The organism is Mesorhizobium sp. M0159, assembly GCF_040322295.1.
GTDB lineage: Bacteria > Pseudomonadota > Alphaproteobacteria > Rhizobiales > Rhizobiaceae > Mesorhizobium.
Window position 1 is genome coordinate 1 of record NZ_JAMYTF010000045.1, and the last position, 17,798, is coordinate 17,798.

Here is a 17,798-nt window from a genome sequence, read left to right on the forward strand (position 1 = left end):
GCAAATCACCTCCTACAGGAAGTGAATCATGAACCACGCCTCACTGGAATCCCTCGCGATTCAAACTGAACGTCCGACGCTCTAGATCAATTCCGGGAAAAGCGCGGAGCGGTTTTTCCATCTGCAATTGCCTGAAAACAAAGGCATAGAGCGGTTCGGCGTTCCCGTGAAACGGTGGGTCGCGCCGGCAAGCCGACTGCCCTCAACCCGCACCGGCAAGCGCGCTGCAGAAGCTTGCGACGTCGGTGACGACGGCTTCGCCGAGGAAGCGTAGCGTCGCCATCGAGCGGGCGCGCGCTTCGCGGTTCCCGAAGCCACAGGCGTCCTCGATTACCATAGCGACGAAGCCATTGTCGGTCGCCTGGCGAACGGTCGGCTCGATGCCGATCTCCATGGCGATGCCAGCGAGCGCTATCGTGCGCACGCCGCAATCGCGCAAGGCAAAGCCGAGCGCGGTGGAATCGAAGGCCGACATCGTGAGCTTGTCGAACACCGCCTCGTCATCGCGGGGTTCCAGCTCGGGCACGATCCGCGTCGCTTCGGCATCGCGCGGGAACCACGGCTCGACCGTGTCGGGGCTGTCGCGCCGCTGCCAGGCCATGGCGGTGCGCAGCTGCGTCGCGCCCATCCATTTGCGCGGCAGCGACAGATGGCGCGTGAACGCCACCCGCATTCCGGCCATGCGCGCCGCTTCCAGCACCGTGCCGGTACGCTCGACGATGGTCGCGGCGCCGGCCACCTGGCGGCAGATGCCGACCTGCATGTCGTAGACCACCAGCGCCGTGCGGCGCGGATCGCACCACTCAGCCAGGCTGGCCGGGATTTCGATCCCGTCGCTCGCCCGGATCATGCCGCAGTCCGGTCCCATGGCTTGGCGATATCGACCGTCGGATCGAACAGGAATTCCAGCGGCAATGGCGCGTCGAAGGCGATGAAGTGCCATTCCAGCAGCCCGGCCTTGGACAGCGGGAAGTCCTCGGTGTAGCGCCGCGCTTCCGCGACGCTGTCGAGCTCGAAGACGATGATGACGCCGCCAATATCGCCGCGCGCATAATTCTCGCGCACGATCCCCGCCTTCCAGAGCCGCCAGACATTCGAAACTTCGTCGCGCAGATAAGGCCGCAAATCGTCGAGCGTGACGCCGGGCCTGAAATTGTCATAGGCAAGAATCTTCATCGGCCGTTCCCTGCATTGCTGTTCGCCCAACGCCGGGTAGCATGGCGGAATCGGCGGCGGCAACGAACGAGATGGTGCGTTTAGTCCCAGGCAGGTTCTGCAAATCTTTTGCCCTGCCTGCAGGCCGGCGAAGCTTTCGCGAAATTCCATTCCCCTGCTGGCCGCCGGATTGGCACGATCTATCTTCTTTCCAACGGCAAACGGCTGGAAAAGACGGTAGGTTGCCGTCTTCCAGGGCGGTTGCTCATTCTGGCAACGGAGCATCTGACATGAGCAAGCACAAGATCGTGGCACCGGACGATGCATCGTCCCGCCTGCGCCCGCCCTATGCCTCGGTTCTCGACCTGATCGGGCAGACACCGGTCGTCGAGCTGACCAAATTCGACATCGGCAAGTGCCGGCTGTTCATCAAGCTCGAAAGCCAGAATCCCGGCGGCTCGATCAAGGACCGCATCGCGCTGTCGATGATTGCCGCCGCCGAAAAACAGGGCAAACTGAAACGCGGCGGGACGATCGTGGAGGCGACCGCCGGCAATACCGGTCTTGGTCTCGCCCAGGTCGGCATCCCCAAGGGCTACCGCATCATCCTCGTCGTGCCCGACAAGATGTCGCGCGAAAAAATCCAGCATCTGCGGGCGCTCGGCGCGGAAGTGCGCATGACGCGTTCCGATGTCGGCAAGGGCCATGCCGAATATTATCAGGACATGGCCGAAAAGATCGCCGCCGAGTTGCCCGGCGCCTTCTACGCCAACCAGTTTGCCAACCCGGCCAATCCGCTGGCCCACGAAACCTCGACCGGGCCGGAAATCTTTCAACAGCTCGGAGGCGATGTCGATGCGGTGGTCGTCGGCGTCGGCTCCGGCGGCACGCTGACCGGGCTTGGCCGCTATTTTGCGAAAGTCTCGCCGAAGACCGAGATGATTTTGGCCGATCCGGTCGGCTCGGTGCTGGCACCGTTGATCAAGACCGGCAAGATGGTAGAGGCCGGAAGCTGGACCGTCGAAGGCATCGGCGAGGATTTCGTGCCGCCCAATGCCGATCTGTCGCTGGTCAGGAAGGCCTATTCCATCCCCGACAAGCAGAGCATGCTTGCGGTGCGCGACCTACTTTCGAAGGAAGGCATTCTCGCCGGCTCGTCGTCCGGTACGCTGCTTTCGGCAGCGCTCCGCTATTGCCGCGAGCAGACCGTGCCGAAGCGCGTCGTTACCTTCGTCTGCGACAGCGGCAACAAGTACCTGTCGAAAGTCTTCGACGATTTCTGGCTGGTCGAGCAGGGCCTGGCCGAGCAGGAGCAGCATGGCGATCTGCGCGACCTGGTCATGCGCACGCTCCGCACCGGCGATGTCGTGTCCGTCGGCCCGGACGAAAGCCTGCTCAACGCCTATGGCCGCATGCGCCGATCGGATGTCTCGCAGCTGCCGGTGCTGGACGAGGGCAAGCTCGTCGGCATCATCGACGAAAGCGATATCCTCGCCAAGGTCGAAGGCCCCTATGACAGCCGCTGGGACCGCTTCAAGGCCCCGGTCAGTACGGCTATGACCTCTACCCTGCACACGCTGCAAGCCAGCCAGACGCTGGACGCGTTGCTGCCGGTCTTCGATCGCAACGAGGTCGCCATCGTCTTCGACGGCGACGAATTCATCGGCCTGATAACACGCATCGACCTGATCAACCATCTGAGGCGCGCCCGATGACCGTCAAAGCCACCGTATCGGGCAAAAACCGCCTCGCCTTTTCGACGCGCACCATCCATGGCGGCCAGAGCCACGACCCGACGACGGGCGCGGTGATGGTACCGATCTATGCAACTTCGACCTACGGTCAGCAGAGCCCGGGCGTGCACAAGGGCTTTGAATATGCCCGCAGCCAGAACCCGACCCGCTTCGCCTTCGAGCGCGCGGTGGCCGACCTCGAAAGCGGCACCGCCGCCTTCGCCTTCGCTTCGGGGCTGGCGGCGATCGCAACCATTTTCGAATTGCTCGATTCAGGCGCGCATATCGTCGCGACCGACGACATCTATGGCGGCACGTTCCGGCTGCTGGAACGGGTGCGCAAGCGCTCGGCCAATTTGCAGGTCGACTTCGTCGACTTCACCGACCTTGCCGCGGTCGAGGCGACGATCCGCCCGGAAACCAAAATGCTCTGGGTCGAGACGCCGACCAACCCGCTGCTGCGTGTCGTCGACCTCGAAGGCGTCGCAGCACTTGCCAGGCGCAAAGGCGTGCTCTCAGTCGCCGACAACACTTTCTGCAGCCCCTATCTGCAGCGGCCGCTGGAGCTCGGCATCGACATCGTGGTCCATTCGACGACGAAATACCTCAACGGCCATTCCGACATGGTCGGCGGCGTCGCCGTGGTCGGCGACAACAAGGATCTCGCCGACCGGCTGAAATTCCTGCAGAACGCCATCGGCGCCATTTCAGGGCCGTTCGACAGTTTCCTGGCGCTGCGCGGACTGAAGACGCTTGCGCTGAGGATGGAGCGTCATTCGTCGAACGGCCAGAAGATCGCGCACTGGCTGGAGACCCGTCCCGACATCCGCCGTGTCATCTATCCCGGCCTGCCCAGCCACCCGCAGCACGCCATCGCCAGGCGGCAGATGCACGCCTTCGGCGGCATGATCACGGTCGAGCTCGACCGCGACCTCGCCGGCACCAAACGCTTCCTCGAACATACGCAACTGTTCACGCTGGCCGAAAGCCTCGGCGGCGTCGAAAGCCTGATCGAGCACCCGGCGCTGATGACGCACGGCTCGATCCCGGCGAAAAAACGCGCCGAGATCGGGATTTCGGATTCGCTGGTGCGGTTGTCGGCCGGGATCGAGGACGGCGACGATCTGATCGCGGATCTGGATCAGGCGCTGGCGAGTTAGAAAGCGCCCGACCAAAGGCGATCGACCGCCAATGTTGGCGCTGCCCCTCATCGCCCTGCCGGGCACTTCTCCCCGTATAGGGACGGGGAGAAGGGAAATGGCCGCAACGCCGCCGCTCTCTTTGCAATGTTGGCGATTGGCGAACCCGTCGATGAGAGCGCTCCTCTCCCCGTCACTATACGGGGAGAGGATGCCGGCAGGCAGGTGAGGGGCAGCGCCGGCGCTTCGTGATCACGCCAACCCCGTTGACCCCAAGCCCCATCTGCCCGAATTGTAGCGCCGCAACCCTCCCGGGTCCGGACCCCCATGGCCACGCGCGACGCACCCAAACCTACCGAGCCCCTCACCTTCGCCGTGCTGGTTTTCCCCGGCTTTCCGATGATGGCGTTCAGCTCGGTGATCGAGCCGCTGCGCGCGGCGAACGTGCTGGCCAAGCGGGACTGGTACCGCTGGATCATCGTCGGCGCCGCCGAAGGCCCGGTGGAGGCCTCGAACGGCGTCGTCATCCAGCCCGGCTTTGCCGCCCATGACGCGCCGAAGGTCGATCGCGTCGTCGTCTGCTCGGGCGGCGATGCCGATCATCTCGTCGCGCACGATGCGGTGAGCTGGATCCGCAGGAGCCTGCGCGACGGCGCCCATATCGGTGCGGTGGCGGATGCCGCCTTCTTCCTGGCTCGGGCCGGCCTGCTCGACGGTCATGCCTGCACCTTGCACTGGACCAGCCAGGCTGCCTTCACCGAAGCGTTTCCGGATATCGAGCTGAGGCGCGATCTCTATGTCATCGACCGCAAGCGCTTCACTTCGGCCGGTGGCGTCGGCAGCCTCGACATGATGCTGGAGATCATCACCAGCGATTATGGCGCCGAACTGGCCGCCGGCGTCGCCGAATGGTTTGTGCACAGCCCGCTACGCTCCAGCGTCGACCGCAAGCTGATGCCGCTCAGGCTGCGGACCGGCGTGCAGAACGAACTGGTGCTGTCGGCCATCGCCATCATGGAGGATGCGGTGGAGGAGCGGCTCGGCATGGCGGAACTGGCGGGGCGACTTGGTGTCTCCTCCGATAAGCTCGAACGCAATTTCCGCTCCGAACTCAGTATCTCGCCCAACGGCTATTACCGCCGCCTGCGGCTGAAGCGTGCCGCCGACCTCTTGGCGCATTCGACGCTGATGGTGCGCGACGTCGCGCTGGCCTGCGGTTTCGCCTCGATGTCGAGCTTTGCGCGGGCGTTCCGGGAGGAGCATGGCCATGCGCCGAAGGTGATGCGGAGGCATTAGGTATTTCGGATGTTGGCGGGACAGCGCCCCTCTCTGCCCTGCCGGGCATCTCCCCCACAAAGGGGGGAGATTGGCCGTCGCCTCCGCTTTCGCCAATTGCCAACATCGCGAGAGTAGCGCCATCGGCGAAGCTGCCGATCTCCCCCCTCGTGGGGGAGATGTCCGGCAGGACAGAGAGGGGCGCGAAGGATCGCCGGCGCGTCGGGGCTGCGGCATCCGGCACAACATATGCGGCATCTCGCACAGCCTCTACGCGGCGCATAGCCCATCCTCGCCGCTTCCAGGAGGCACCCATGAGCATCGTCGTTTTTGACCCCGACAGCACCGAGGACGTCGACTTCAAGGACCGCATGCGCCATCCGGCGGCGGCGGATCCGGCCGGCGGCATGTGGCTGTCGGACACCGAGCCGTCCTTCATCGACGCCGACGCGCTGCGCAAGGGCCGGCTGGCCAGGCTGCGCGCCTGGATGCGCGAGGCCGGCTATGGCGGCGTCGTTTTGTTCGACCCCTACAACCAGCGCTACGCCACCGGCTCGCGCAACATGTTCGGCTATTTCCTGCGCAACTCGACGCGCTACTTCTTCATCCCCACCGAAGGGCCGATCGTGTTGTTCGAATATCCGCAGAGCTACCATGTCTCGATGGTGCTCGACACGATCGACGAGGCGCGTCCGTCCAAGCTGGTCTGGTCATCGGTGTCAGGCCGCGACGACGAGACCGCCGGCCCGTTCGCCGATGAGATCGCCGAATTGCTCAAGGCGCATGGCGGCGGCTCGATGAAGCTCGGCCTTGACCGCTGCAGCCATCTGCAGGCACTGGCGCTGGAAAAGCGCGGCTGCGAGGTGCGGGATTGCCAGGGCGAGATTTTGGCGGTGCGCGCGGTCAAGACGCCCGAGGAAGTAAAATGCCTGCAGGTGTCGATGGCTGGTGCCGAGGCTGCGGTCTATGCGGTGCGCGAGGCGATCAAGCCTGGCGTTTCCGAAAACGAGCTGTTCGCCATCATGTATGGTGAGGTGATCCGGCAAGGCGGCGAGTTCATCGAGACCCGGCTGCTGACCTCGGGCCAGCGCACCAATCCGTGGTTCAACGAGGCGAGCGGCCGCAAGATCAGGCCGGGCGAACTCTTGGCGCTCGATACCGATACGATCGGCTGCTACGGCTATTATTCGGATTTCTCGCGTACCTTCCGCTGCGGCCCGGGCAGGCCGACGGATTACCAGAAGTCGCTCTACAAGATGGCGCACGACCAGGTTCAGCACAATATCGGGGTCGTCAAGCCGGGCATGGCATTTCGCGAGATTGCCGAAAAGGCCTGGAAAATTCCCGACCGCTTCGTCGACCAGCGCTACACCTCGGTCATGCACGGCGTCGGCATGCATGGCGAGACGCCGTTCATCGCGCATGCCATGGACTACGAGACCTATGGCCGCGACGGTGTCATCGTGCCCGGCATGGTGGTCAGCGTCGAAAGCTATATCGGCGAGAAGGGCGGCCGCGAGGGCGTCAAGCTGGAGGACGAGATCCTGATCACCGAGACCGGCACCGAGCTTCTGTCGCGCTTCCCTTATGAGGACGAGTTCCTTGACAGGCAGGTTTGAGTGTTGACAGGCAGTTTTGCATGAAAAGCCCGATCTCGATCAAGCGCGGCAAGGTGGCGGCGGTGTTCATCGATCTCCAGGAGGAGCATCGGCGGGACAAGCGCTATCTGGTCGAAGGCTATGGCGACATCCTCGCCAACGTCCAGCGGCTGCAGGAGGCGGCGCGGGCCAACAATGTGCCCCTTTACCACTGGGCCTATATCGTCGATCTCGCCACGGCGCGGCCGTTCCACCCGGTCGAGGCCAGCGGCAAGTCGGCGTTTTCCGACAAGGACGATCCGCTGACTGCGATCTGCGCGGAAGTGGGCCCGGCGACAGGCGAGATGATGCTGGTCAAGACCGATGCCAGCGCCTTCCGCGCGGGGCCTGCCGCCGAGCGGCTGAAGGCCGACGGCATCGAGTGGCTGGTCGTTGCCGGCGTCTGGACCGAGGCCTGCATCGATGCCACCGTCAAGGATGCGGTGGCGCTCGGGTTTCGAGTGCTGCTGGTCAAGGATGCCTGCGGCAGCGGCAGCACGGCGATGCACCAGACGGCCATCCTCAACCTTGCCAACCGGCTCTATGGCGGTGCCGTCACCACCACCGACGGCGCCTGCCGGCTGCTGGCAGGCGAGACGGTCGAAGCCTGGCAGGTCGAGGGCTCGGTGCCGCTGCGCTTCAGCTATGAAAATGCTGCCCGGCTCTACGCCGAGCTCTGAGCGGGATCGCGCAGCGATGGTCACCGAGGCCGATCGACCCGAAATAAAAGACCGCGGAAAATACCAGACGCTGCTCGATCCGGAGCTGTGGGCCTATATCGACCGGGTCAACGACTGGTATCCGCCCGAAATCGCTTTCATGCCGATCGAAAGGCAGCGGGCGGTCTATGATGCCATGTGCCGGGCGTTTCGTGAGCCCTATCCGGCCGGCGTCAAGGCCAGTGACAGCAGCGTCGGCGACCGTGCGATCCCGGTCCGGCGTTACCAGATGGCGGGCACGGCGCCGCAGGCAGCGGTCGTCTATTATCACGGCGGCGGCTTCGTGCTTGGCGGGCTCGACAGCCATGACGACATCTGCGCCGAGATCTGCGCCGGCACCGGTTTTGCCGTGCTGTCCGCCGACTACAGGCTGGCGCCCGAACATCTGCATCCAGCCGCCTTCGACGATGCGCTGGCCGTGTTCGAATGGGCGGCGGCGACGACCGGCCTGCCGACCGTGCTCTGCGGCGAAAGCGCCGGCGGCAACCTTGCCGCCGCGGTGGCGCAGGCATCGCGTAGTAACCTCCGCTGCGCGATCGGCCAGGTGCTGATCTATCCCGAGCTCGGCGGCCCGGAACCAGTTGGCAAAGAGAACGCCGGCTCCTATGTCAAGCACGCCGAAGCGCCGCTGCTGACGTTGCGCGACATCGAGTTCTATCGCCAGATCCGGTCGGCGAAGGGACAGTCGCAAGACGACCCGACCTTTTCGCCGCTCAGCGACACCGACTTCTCCGGGCTGCCGCCGACGGTCATCGTCACCGCGCAATGCGACCCGCTGTCCTCGGAAGGCGAGGCCTATCGCGACCGCATCCTGGCCGCCGGCGGTCGCGCCTGGTGGCGCGAGGAAACGCGCCTCGTGCACAGTTTCCTGCGCGCCCGCAAGACCGTGCCGCGGGCCGGCGAAGCCTTCGCCCGCATCGTTGCGGCCATCGCCGCGCTCGGCAAAGGCGACTGGCCTTACTGAGGTTGCGAAGGCCCCCTTATCCGGCCGCTTCGCGTCCACCTTCTCCCCGCTGGGGAGAAGAGGCTGGCATCAACGCTGGCGACCTCCTCTCCCCCGGGGGAGAGGTCGGATTGCCCCGAATTGCTCTTCGTAATTCGGTTGGCAATCCGGGTGAGGGGGACCTTCCGTTTGCGGAATAGCGCACAAGAACTGCGGAAGTCCGAACAACTCCCCCACGGGAGCTCGCCCTATCATCCCCGAGGCAATGGCGCTCCGGCGATCGCATCCGTCCCCCGCGTTTGGCGATCGGCAGAGGTGCCCAACAACAGGGGAATGACGACAATGAAGTTCATGCTGACCGATCGAAAACTGCATCCGCAGGCCGAGCCCGTCGCCGATGGCTTCAAGAAACGCCAGATGAACCGGCGCGAATATCTCGCCACCATGGCTGCGCTCGGCGTCAGCGCTACCGGCGCGCTGGCGCTCGGCGGGCTTGCGCCGTCACCGGCCAGGGCCGAGGAGCCGAAGCGCGGCGGCATCTTGCGTGTCGCCATGAACGTCAAGGGCTGGAAGGATCCGCGCACCTTCGACGGCGTCGAGATGTCCAACGTCGCCCGCCAGTGCAACGAATATTTGGTGCGCTGGAAGCGCGACTTCACCTTCGAGCCATGGCTGCTCGAGAGCTGGGAAACCAGCGACGACGCCCGCGTGCTGACGCTGCATGTCCGCAAGGGCATCACCTGGTCGAACGGCGACACCTTCAACGCCGACGACGTGATCCACAATCTGACGCGCTGGTGCGATGCGTCCGTCGCCGGCAATTCGGTCGCCGCGCGCATGGGCGCACTGGTCAACGCCGATACCAAGAAGCCCGTCGACGGCGGCATCGAGCGCGTCGACGACGTCACCGTGCGGCTCAATTTGCCGAAGCCCGACATTTCGCTGATCGCCGGCATGGCCGACTACCCGGCGCTGATCATGCACCGCAGCTATGAAGGCGACGGCGATCCGCTGAAGGCATTGGCGATCACCACCGGGCCTTGCGAACTCGTGGCATGGGACGCCGAGGTCGGCGCCGAAGTCCGCCGCAAAGACAAGCCATGGTGGAAGGGCGAGTTCTACCTCGACGGCATCAAATGGGTGGACTACGGCTCCGACCCCAATGCGATGCTGTCGGCCTTCGAATCGGGCGAGATCGACACCGACCACGAAACCGCCTCCGACACGGTTGCGCAGACCGACTCCATGGGCCTGAGCAATTCGGAAATCGCCACCGGCTCGACCATCGTCGCGCGGTTCAATATCGGCAATCCGCCCTATGACGACATCAAGGTGCGCCGCGCCGCCCAGCTCGCCGTCGACAACGCCGCTGTGCTGAAGATCGGCATGGACAACCGCGGCAAGCCTGCCGAGAACCATCATGTCGGGCCGATGCATCCCGAATATGCCGATATCGGCCCGGCCGTCCGCAACATTGATCAAGCCAAGGCCCTGCTCGCCGAGGCCGGCAAGGCCGACCACGAATACGAACTCATCTCGGTCGACGTCGACTGGCAGAAGAGCACCGGCGACGCCATCGCCGCGCAGATGCGCGAGGCCGGGCTGAAGATCAAGCGCACCGTGCTGCCGGCCGCGACCTTCTGGAACGACTGGAGCAAATATCCTTTCTCCTGCACGGAGTGGCTCGGCCGGCCGCTCGGCGTCCAGGTGCTGGCGCTCGCTTATAAGTCTGGCGCCGCATGGAACGAGAGCGCCTACGCCGATCCGGAATTCGACAGTCTGCTCGACAAGGCGCTGGCGATGCCCGATCCCGGCGCCCGCAAGGAGCTCATGGCCAAGATCGAGCAGAATCTGCGCGATTCCGGCATCATCATCCAGCCCTACTGGCGCTCGGTCTACCGCACCTACCGCAAGGGCGTGCATGGCTGCGAGCAGCACCAGTCGCTCGAGCAGCACTTCGAGAAGGTTTGGCTCGAGGCGTAGCCTTGCAGACGACCAATTGTCGGGGCCAGCGCCGCTCCTTCTTCCTTCTCCCCTTGTGGGAGAAGGTGGATTGGCGCGCAGCGCCAAGACGGTTGAGGGGTGCGGACGGAGTGCCGTCAGTATCAAGCTGGAACGCCTCTCATCCGGCCGCTTCGCGTCCACCTTCTCCCACAAGAAGGGAAGAAGGAAGAGCCACGCCAGGCCTTGAAATCTCCAGTCCAAGCCGCACCGTTTCCCGCACCAGCAGGTCCAGATCGTCGCGCCGGGTGCGGTGGTTGTTGATCGCCACCCTGAGGCTATGCTGGCCATGCACCGTCGTGTCGGAAATGGCGGCGATGCCTTCTTCCTGCAGCCTCAGCATGATCTCGGTATTGAGCGCTTTCAGGCGCTCCCCGCCCAGTCCGTCCGCGCGGTAGCGAAAGCAGACGATGTTGATGCTCACCGGCGCTACCAGTTCGAGTGCCGGTTCGGCCGCGATCAGCGCGCCGAGATAATGCCCTTGCGCGATGTTCTGGTCGATCAGCCGGCCGAACTTTTCGATGCCGTGCTCTCGCAACGCCATCCACACCTTCAGAGCGCGAAAGCCGCGCGTCGTCTGCAGGCCGTAATCGTGCAGCCATTGGCCGGAGGCCAGGCCGCGCGGCGTCGATTCCAGATATTCCGGCGTCACCGCGAACGTGCCGCGATGCACGGTGGCATCCCGGATCAGCGCGCAGCCGACCTCGAATGGCGCGTGCAGCCATTTATGCGGATCGAGCGCGATCGAGTGGGCGTGCTCGATGCCGGCAACGCGATGCGAATTGTCCGGCGCAATCGCAAGCAAGGCGCCGATGCAGCCATCGACGTGAAACCACAGATCCTCTTTTGCCGCCAGGTCAGCCAGCGCTTGCAGATCGTCGATTGCGCCGGTGTTCACCGTGCCGGCCGTACCGATTACGCAGGCCGGCTTGAAGCCGGCGTCGCGGTCCTCGGCGATCGCCGCCCGCAACGCAGCGATGTCGATCCGCAGCCCGGCATCGCTCGGGATGCGACGCAGCGCCCGGTTGCCGAGGCCGAGCACTTCCATCGCCTTGCGGTGACAGGAGTGAAGCTGGTCGGAGCCGTAGAAACGCAGCGGCTTGTCGATGCCGGCAACGCCGTGCTCGCGTATGTCGATGCCGGCCTTGGCGTTGCGCGCCACGGTCAGCCCGATGATGTTGGCCATCGAGCCGCCGCTGACCAGCGTGCCGCTGGCCGATTGCGGAAAGCCCAGCATCTGCTTCAGCCAATCGACGACCTGGCCGTCCATCAAGGCGGCGGCGTGGTTGCCGCCGCCGAGGTTGGAGCCCTGGATCGCCGCCAGGAAATCACCGAGCGCCCCGGTGAAATTGCTCGACCCCATGTACCAGGCCCAGAAGCGCGGATGGATATTGCCCATTGGATAGGCCATCAGCTTCTTGACAACGTCGCCATAGACATCGGCCAGCGGCGTTGGCGATTGCGGCAGGGACGCGGTGAAGAACTCCCTCACATCTCCAGGCATCTCCTGCCACACCGGCCGCTCTCTGACATCGCGCAGGTAGGCGACGGCATCGTCGACGACCCGATGCGACAGGACCTGCACATCTCCCCAGTCCGAGGGGTCAAGCGTTTCCTCGGCGGTCGTGGCGGGCAATCCAGACGGCGTGTCCATGCAGGTCGCTCCCGATATGCCGCCGTCACGCCGGAAACTGGCAGCCGGGCGTCGACTGCGAAAGCGCAGTCTCCTCGGCGTCCATCTCCGCCTCGATGCCGTCGAACAGCGGTGTCGTCATGTAGCGTTCGCCAGTATCGGGCAGCATGCACAGGATCACCGAGCCGGGCGCCGCCTTTTCCGCGATCTGCCGCGCCACCGCGAAGGTCGCTCCGCCGGAGATGCCGGTGAAAATCCCTTCCTTCTGCGCCAGCGCCTTGGCCCATTTCATGCCCTCGGGCCCGGCAATCGGCACCACCTCGTCATAGAGGCTTGCGTCTATCGCCTCCTGCAGCACGTCCGGAATGAAGTCGGGCGTCCAGCCCTGGATCGGATGCGGCTCGAACGCCGGATGGCTGGCGGCCGGCGCGCCGCCGGTGCCGCGCTGCTGCGGCTTGCCGCTGCCGATAAGCTGCGCATTGGCCGGTTCGGCGAGCACGATCCGGGTCTCCGGCCGCTCGCGGCGCAGCACGCGTCCGACGCCGGCGACGGTGCCGCCCGTGCCGTAGCCGGTGACGAAGCAGTCGAGCCGCGAGCCGGCGAAATCGTTGATGATCTCGCGCGCCGTCGTCGCTTCGTGAATGGCGGCGTTGGCCTTGGTTTCGAACTGGCGGGCCAGGAACCAGCCATTGGCTTCGGCGAGCTCCACCGCCTTCTTGTACATGCCGAAACCCTTCTGGGCGCGCGGCGTCAGCACCACCTTGGCGCCCAGCATGCGCATCAGCTTGCGGCGTTCGATGGAAAAACTGTCGGCCATCGTCACCACCAGCGGATAGCCCTTCTGGGCGCAGACCATGGCAAGGCCGATGCCGGTGTTGCCGCTGGTCGCCTCGACCACGGTCTGGCCAGGCTTTAGAGCGCCGCTGAGCTCGCCTTCCTCGATGATGTTGAGCGCCAGCCGGTCCTTCACCGAGGCGGCGGGATTGAAGAACTCGGCCTTCACATAGATCGTGGCATGGTCCGGTCCGAGATTATTGATGCGGATCACCGGCGTATCGCCGACCGTGTCGAGAATGCTGTCGAACAGACGGCCGCGCCCGGCGGTGGTTCTGATTTTCTGTTGATGCAACATGTCGATCTCCTCGCCTTGTCGTTGTCTCTTGTCGTCACGGGCCGGTTACAGACCGGTGGCTTGGGCGGCGAGGTTTCGAGACCTTGCCGCGCTACATTTGCCTCCGGCAATGCCAGCATCCGGAGCGGGAATTCGTTGCCGGATGCACCGTGTCGCGTTTGGTGATAAAACAAAGGCCGACTGGCCAGCGTGGGAGCAGGCGTGGAAACGCTCGTGGAATCCGCCCGATCGAGCCTCCACGGCGAGGTGGCCGGCTTTTCCGTGCGTCTGCTCGGACCGCTGACGATCGCACGCAACGGCATCATCATCCAGCTCCCAAAATCGCGCAAGCTGTGTGCGCTGCTCGCCTATCTGGCGCTGGCGCCGCATCCGGTCGGCCGCAGCCGCCTCTGCGAGCTTTTGTGGGATGTGCCGAACGACCCGCGCGGCGAGCTTCGCTGGTGCCTGAGCAAGCTTAGAGGCATCCTCGATGAACCGCATCATCGCAGGGTCGAGACACCAGGCGACACGATCGCGCTTGATCTGAGAGGTGCTTCCGTCGACGCTGTCGACATAGCCTCGGCCGCCGCCAAGGGCGTTGAGACGCTCGGTCTAGAGCGGCTGCAGGCTCTTTCCGGAATGTTCGCCGGCGACTTTCTCGATGGGCTGGAGATCGACCGCAGCCCGCATTTCAACAGCTGGCTGATCGCTCAGCGCCGCCGCTTCGGCTCTTGGCACGCCGCAATCCTGGAACATCTCGTCAACAAGCTTCCGGTGGATGCCGACAGAATGTCTTCGCATCTGGACAAATGGCTGGAACTCGCTCCGTTCGACGGGCGCGCGCATGTGGCTCTTCTGAAAGGGCTGGCGCAGCGCGGCCAGTTTGACGCGTGCGAGGAACATCTCGCTTCCGCAGCGCAGCTGTTTGCTTCGGAGGATCTGGATTTCGGACCCGTTCGTGAGGCATGGCGCACGATCCGCAACGAACGACCTGCCGCTACGCTCTGGGCGCGACCGTCACTCGTACCCGCGGCCCCTCACGCGTCAATTGTGCTTCCCAATTCCGACACTGCTGCATCGCACAAGGCTTCGCTTGCGGTGATGCCGTTTGCCGAAGAGACGGCTGACGGCGGCCCACGCGGAGGCATCGCCGATGGCCTGACCCACGATATCATCACCCGCCTGGCCAAGCTCAGGGATTTCTTCGTCATCGCGCGCGGTTCGGTGTTTGCGCTCGCCGAAAAAAACATTGGGCCGGAGGATGCCGGCCGTCGGCTCAATGTCGATTATGTCGCCACCGGCACGGTACGCAGCCAGGCCGGCCGCGTCACCGTCGCGGTCGAGCTGGTCGAAGTGCGCACGGCCAGGATCGTCTGGGCCGAGACGTTCGAGCGCAAGCCGAACGACATCTTTGCCGTGCTCGACGACATCGGCAACAGCATCGTCTCGTCGATCTCGGCCGAGATCGAGACGGGCGAGCGCAACCGCGCCATGTTGAAGGCGCCCAATTCGCTGAACGCCTGGGAAGCCTACCACCGCGGTCTCTGGCACATGTATCGCTTCACCCGCGCGGAAAACGAGCAGGCCCGGCATTTCTTCGACATAGCCTTGAAGCTCGATCCGACGTTCGCCCGCGCCTATGCCGGCCTCTCCTTCACCCATTGGCAAAATGCCTTCCAGCGCTGGGGCGACCGCGACCACGAAAGCGCCCTGGCCTTCGAGGCAGCCGGCCAGAGCCTGCTCGTCGACGATCACAATCCGGCCGCTCACTGGGCCATGGGGCGGGCGCTGTGGCTGCGCGGCGAGCAGGACGGCTCCCTCATCGAGCTGGAACGCGCCGTAGACCTCAGCCCGAATTTCGCGCTCGGCCACTATGCGCTATCTTTCGTCCATTCGCAGTCCGGCGACCCGCAGGCTGCGATCGGCTCATCCGACCATTCCAGGCATCTGAGCCCCTTCGATCCGCTGCTGTTCGGTATGTTGGGCGCCAGGGCGATGTCGCATGTCCGGCTCGGCCAGTTCGACGAAGCCGCCGAATGGGCGCTGAAAGCAGCCGCGCGTCCCAACGCCCACGCCATCATCCTCGCGATTGCCGCGCATTGCCTTGCGCTGGCGGGGCGGCTGGACGAGGCACGAAGTTTCGCCGCTGCGCTGCGCAAGATGCTGCCGAACTACTGCGCCGACGATTTCATCGGCACGTTCCGCTTCGAGCCGGACGCCGAGGCACTGTTCCGGCAAGGCGCCAAGCGGATCGGGCTGGGGTGAGGCAGGCGCGCGGTTTGCCAGGCTCTCCAAACCGCTCATCGCGGCTGGCCGCCCCAAACATCGTCATGTCTGCAGCCAGGGCGCATCGTCAGGTTGGTTGCGAATTCGTCGACCAGAGCGGATCAGACGGGCTCAACCGATTTGACGTTGCCGTCGGTATCCACGAGGCAGCTTGTCTTCTTGCCACTGGCATCGAGTTCGACCTGATAGGTCTTGGAATCGAGCTTGCTCGATGAAACCGGAAGTATCTTCGTGCTGTCGACACCGCTCGCCTTGGCGACCGCATTGGCGCAAAGCAGTTGAAGGTCCGCCGGGGCCGTCTCGACCTTCGTCCTGGACATCTGGTCCTGAGGCGGCGGCGGTGGCGTGCTGACACAAGCGCTAACGGCGCCAGCCAGGAATCCGATTGCTGTCCCCCGGATCGAAGTTCTCACTGCATTTTTTCCCGACATTGCTTGTCCCTCTCCGAATGCCGCTTCACACACCCTTGTAAAGTGCCGCCCCCTGCATGAGAACGATGACCTTGGCCCCAACCTTGACGCGGGATGCGAGATCGACGATGTCGTCGTTCCTCATACGGATGCACCCCGATGACACGTCGAGCCCGATCGTCCAAGGCTCCGGGGTGCCGTGTATCCGGTAGATCGTGTCCTGGTCGCGCTCATAGAGATAGAGCGCCCTTGCGCCGAGCGGGTTGTCGGGCCCTCCCTCCATGCCTCCGGCGTATTTCACCGCCTTCGGATCGCGAGCGACCATTTCGGCCGGAGGTGTCCAGGTCGGCCACTCCGCCATGCGGCCGACGCGCACGATGCCGGCCCATCCAAACCCTTCCCGGCCCACGCCGATGCCGTAGCGCATGGCCCGCTGACCCGGCTGCACAAGATAGAGAAAGTGCTGATTGCCATCGATAATGATCGTGCCTGGCACTTCCGCGGTGCGGAATTTGACCATCTGCGGACGAAATGCCTCGGGCACCTCATTATGCGCGGCGTAGTATTTGCGCGCCTTGGTGCGATCGTAGTCCACCCATTTGTGGCTTTTCGGGTCGAAAACCTGTGTTCCCTCAGCCAGCGCCGCCACCGCGACAAGACCGAACGCCGCGGCGACGACTGCCGTGAGGGAGCGCCGCCGGACGGTGCCGCGTTCCGCGAACATAGGATTTCCGCTCATGGATTTGCCCACCCGTGCACCCGTGCGCCTTGTGCGGCAACCCATTGTTTGGCGTATTCGTAAGGATCCTGACGCTCTACCTGGAGCGCATAACTCATCTTGGTGATTTCCTCGGGCTTCAGCTCGACCCGTTCCAGGAACGCCACCACCTTCGGATATTTTTTGCGCAGCGAGGTGGCGTAGGCGATATGGAAATGTGCGGTATCCCATGATACCGGCGCGCTGGACTTCGAGACCCAGAGCGGGTCCTCTGACGGCAGTACGATCTTCCACTTTGCCGGATCAAAGGGCGGCTCGGTAAGCCGGACAATGTCGTGCAACTCAAAGACGTGGTGCGGCGCGTAGCAGGCAAACACCATCGGATGATCCGTGGCGACCGCGGCATCGACAGCCGCCATTCCGGCATCCTCGGGCGTCTCCAACAAGGTCATTGTCTTGGCATAACCATAGCTGTTGGCGCGGACGCGCTCGATAGCGGTTGAGGACCAACCCTCAGCGCCGATCCAGAGTTCGCCGCGTCCGTCGCCATCGGTATCCAACGCGGCCGTTTTCTTCGTATCGCTGAGATCCGAAACATCGTGAATTCCAAATTTGTCGGCTGCTTCACGCGTCGCGCAAATGCCTTGCCAGGCCGGCACTCCAATGGGGCTGATGGCCACGGTGCCGGCCCCGTCCACATACTTCTTCACCAGATTATCCAGATTGGGCAGCCAGATTTCGGGATGAATATCCACCTCACCAGAATTGAGACCGGCAAAGGCAATAAGCGTCCCCATCTCGCGCACGTCGGCATCGAGCCCGAAATTTTCCTTCAGGCTGACCTTGAGGATATTTGCCGTCGCCTGGCCCGACGGCCAGTTCGGCATTGCAATGACGAGGTCAGCCGCGTGGACCGGGATGTTTAGCGCCAGCATCGTCAATGCCGCCAGCGACACTTTCCGCAGGCACTGCCGAAATCGGTTGTGCATCTCTTCCCCCTCGCTTCGGTGCTGAAATGAACCGCGACGGGAACAATCT

At 64.2% G+C, this 17,798-nt stretch carries 15 protein-coding genes; 8 read left to right on the forward strand and 7 right to left on the reverse strand.

Annotated elements, in window-relative coordinates:
• Positions 1–202: 202 nt before the first annotated feature.
• Entirely contained in the window at positions 203–850 is a 648-nt protein-coding gene (locus NKJ32_RS28565; RefSeq protein WP_352453659.1) for a cysteine hydrolase family protein, read from the reverse strand.
• Positions 847–1,176, reverse strand: a complete 330-nt coding sequence (locus NKJ32_RS28570) for a hypothetical protein (RefSeq protein ID WP_023675896.1) — start codon at positions 1,174–1,176, stop codon at positions 847–849. Before NKJ32_RS28570 ends, NKJ32_RS28565 begins: the two co-directional genes overlap by 4 nt.
• Positions 1,177–1,445: 269 nt before the next feature.
• Here NKJ32_RS28570 and NKJ32_RS28575 point away from each other — a divergent pair, with 269 nt between their 5' ends.
• The 7 genes from NKJ32_RS28575 (at position 1,446) to NKJ32_RS28605 (ending at position 10,584) form a co-directional block, all read left to right on the forward strand.
• Entirely contained in the window at positions 1,446–2,870 is a 1,425-nt protein-coding gene (locus NKJ32_RS28575) for a pyridoxal-phosphate dependent enzyme (protein WP_352453660.1), read from the forward strand.
• Complete coding sequence (locus NKJ32_RS28580) at positions 2,867–4,048, forward strand: cystathionine gamma-synthase (RefSeq protein WP_352829577.1); 1,182 nt, start codon at positions 2,867–2,869, stop codon at positions 4,046–4,048. The genes NKJ32_RS28575 and NKJ32_RS28580 overlap by 4 nt, the downstream gene beginning before the upstream one ends.
• Positions 4,049–4,354: 306 nt before the next feature.
• Positions 4,355–5,323 (forward strand): GlxA family transcriptional regulator, encoded by a 969-nt coding sequence (locus NKJ32_RS28585; protein WP_352570144.1) that lies wholly within the window; start codon positions 4,355–4,357, stop codon positions 5,321–5,323.
• 293 nt (positions 5,324–5,616) lie between these two features.
• Positions 5,617–6,921 (forward strand): M24 family metallopeptidase, encoded by a 1,305-nt coding sequence (locus NKJ32_RS28590; protein WP_352829579.1) that lies wholly within the window; start codon positions 5,617–5,619, stop codon positions 6,919–6,921.
• Between the two features lie 20 nt (positions 6,922–6,941).
• Positions 6,942–7,619, forward strand: a complete 678-nt coding sequence (locus tag NKJ32_RS28595) for an isochorismatase family protein (RefSeq protein ID WP_023678943.1) — start codon at positions 6,942–6,944, stop codon at positions 7,617–7,619.
• 16 nt (positions 7,620–7,635) lie between these two features.
• The gene (locus tag NKJ32_RS28600; RefSeq protein WP_352829581.1) at positions 7,636–8,622 is read left to right on the forward strand and encodes an alpha/beta hydrolase; all 987 of its coding nucleotides are present in this window, start codon (positions 7,636–7,638) and stop codon (positions 8,620–8,622) included.
• Between the two features lie 321 nt (positions 8,623–8,943).
• Entirely contained in the window at positions 8,944–10,584 is a 1,641-nt protein-coding gene (locus NKJ32_RS28605; RefSeq protein ID WP_352829583.1) for an ABC transporter substrate-binding protein, read from the forward strand.
• 139 nt (positions 10,585–10,723) lie between these two features.
• Here NKJ32_RS28605 and NKJ32_RS28610 read toward each other — a convergent pair whose 3' ends face one another.
• Together NKJ32_RS28610 and NKJ32_RS28615 are read right to left on the reverse strand one after the other, a co-directional pair.
• A complete protein-coding gene (locus tag NKJ32_RS28610; RefSeq protein WP_352829585.1) occupies positions 10,724–12,256 on the reverse strand; it encodes a pyridoxal phosphate-dependent decarboxylase family protein in 1,533 nt (510 codons plus the stop codon).
• Positions 12,257–12,281: 25 nt separating this feature from the next.
• Positions 12,282–13,367, reverse strand: coding sequence for a PLP-dependent cysteine synthase family protein (locus NKJ32_RS28615; protein WP_023678947.1), 1,086 nt, complete (start codon positions 13,365–13,367; stop codon positions 12,282–12,284).
• A 201-nt stretch (positions 13,368–13,568) separates the two neighbouring features.
• On the opposite strand from NKJ32_RS28615, the gene NKJ32_RS28620 reads away from it, so the two are divergent.
• Positions 13,569–15,611, forward strand: a complete 2,043-nt coding sequence (locus NKJ32_RS28620; protein WP_352755893.1) for a transcriptional regulator — start codon at positions 13,569–13,571, stop codon at positions 15,609–15,611.
• A gap of 122 nt (positions 15,612–15,733) precedes the next feature.
• On the opposite strand, the gene NKJ32_RS28625 is transcribed toward NKJ32_RS28620, so the two are convergent.
• From NKJ32_RS28625 to NKJ32_RS28635, 3 genes are all read right to left on the reverse strand, one after another.
• On the reverse strand, positions 15,734–15,952 hold the full coding sequence (locus NKJ32_RS28625; protein ID WP_031212349.1) for a hypothetical protein: 219 nt from the start codon (positions 15,950–15,952) through the stop codon (positions 15,734–15,736).
• 136 nt (positions 15,953–16,088) lie between these two features.
• Entirely contained in the window at positions 16,089–16,781 is a 693-nt protein-coding gene (locus NKJ32_RS28630; RefSeq protein WP_352697393.1) for a L,D-transpeptidase, read from the reverse strand.
• A complete protein-coding gene (locus NKJ32_RS28635) occupies positions 16,778–17,749 on the reverse strand; it encodes an ABC transporter substrate-binding protein (RefSeq protein WP_502897742.1) in 972 nt (323 codons plus the stop codon). Before NKJ32_RS28635 ends, NKJ32_RS28630 begins: the two co-directional genes overlap by 4 nt.
• Positions 17,750–17,798: the final 49 nt, after the last annotated feature.

Coding starts and splice junctions, on each gene's coding strand:
- NKJ32_RS28635 (WP_502897742.1), bottom strand. CDS start 17,749: ATGCACAACCGATTTCGGCAGTGCCTGCGGAAAGTGTCGCTGGCGGCA.
- NKJ32_RS28575 (WP_352453660.1), top strand. CDS start 1,446: ATGAGCAAGCACAAGATCGTGGCACCGGACGATGCATCGTCCCGCCTG.
- NKJ32_RS28570 (WP_023675896.1), bottom strand. CDS start 1,176: ATGAAGATTCTTGCCTATGACAATTTCAGGCCCGGCGTCACGCTCGAC.
- NKJ32_RS28630 (WP_352697393.1), bottom strand. CDS start 16,781: ATGAGCGGAAATCCTATGTTCGCGGAACGCGGCACCGTCCGGCGGCGC.
- NKJ32_RS28595 (WP_023678943.1), top strand. CDS start 6,942: ATGAAAAGCCCGATCTCGATCAAGCGCGGCAAGGTGGCGGCGGTGTTC.
- NKJ32_RS28605 (WP_352829583.1), top strand. CDS start 8,944: ATGAAGTTCATGCTGACCGATCGAAAACTGCATCCGCAGGCCGAGCCC.
- NKJ32_RS28610 (WP_352829585.1), bottom strand. CDS start 12,256: ATGGACACGCCGTCTGGATTGCCCGCCACGACCGCCGAGGAAACGCTT.
- NKJ32_RS28625 (WP_031212349.1), bottom strand. CDS start 15,952: ATGTCCAGGACGAAGGTCGAGACGGCCCCGGCGGACCTTCAACTGCTT.
- NKJ32_RS28585 (WP_352570144.1), top strand. CDS start 4,355: ATGGCCACGCGCGACGCACCCAAACCTACCGAGCCCCTCACCTTCGCC.
- NKJ32_RS28565 (WP_352453659.1), bottom strand. CDS start 850: ATGATCCGGGCGAGCGACGGGATCGAAATCCCGGCCAGCCTGGCTGAG.
- NKJ32_RS28615 (WP_023678947.1), bottom strand. CDS start 13,367: ATGTTGCATCAACAGAAAATCAGAACCACCGCCGGGCGCGGCCGTCTG.
- NKJ32_RS28600 (WP_352829581.1), top strand. CDS start 7,636: ATGGTCACCGAGGCCGATCGACCCGAAATAAAAGACCGCGGAAAATAC.
- NKJ32_RS28580 (WP_352829577.1), top strand. CDS start 2,867: ATGACCGTCAAAGCCACCGTATCGGGCAAAAACCGCCTCGCCTTTTCG.
- NKJ32_RS28590 (WP_352829579.1), top strand. CDS start 5,617: ATGAGCATCGTCGTTTTTGACCCCGACAGCACCGAGGACGTCGACTTC.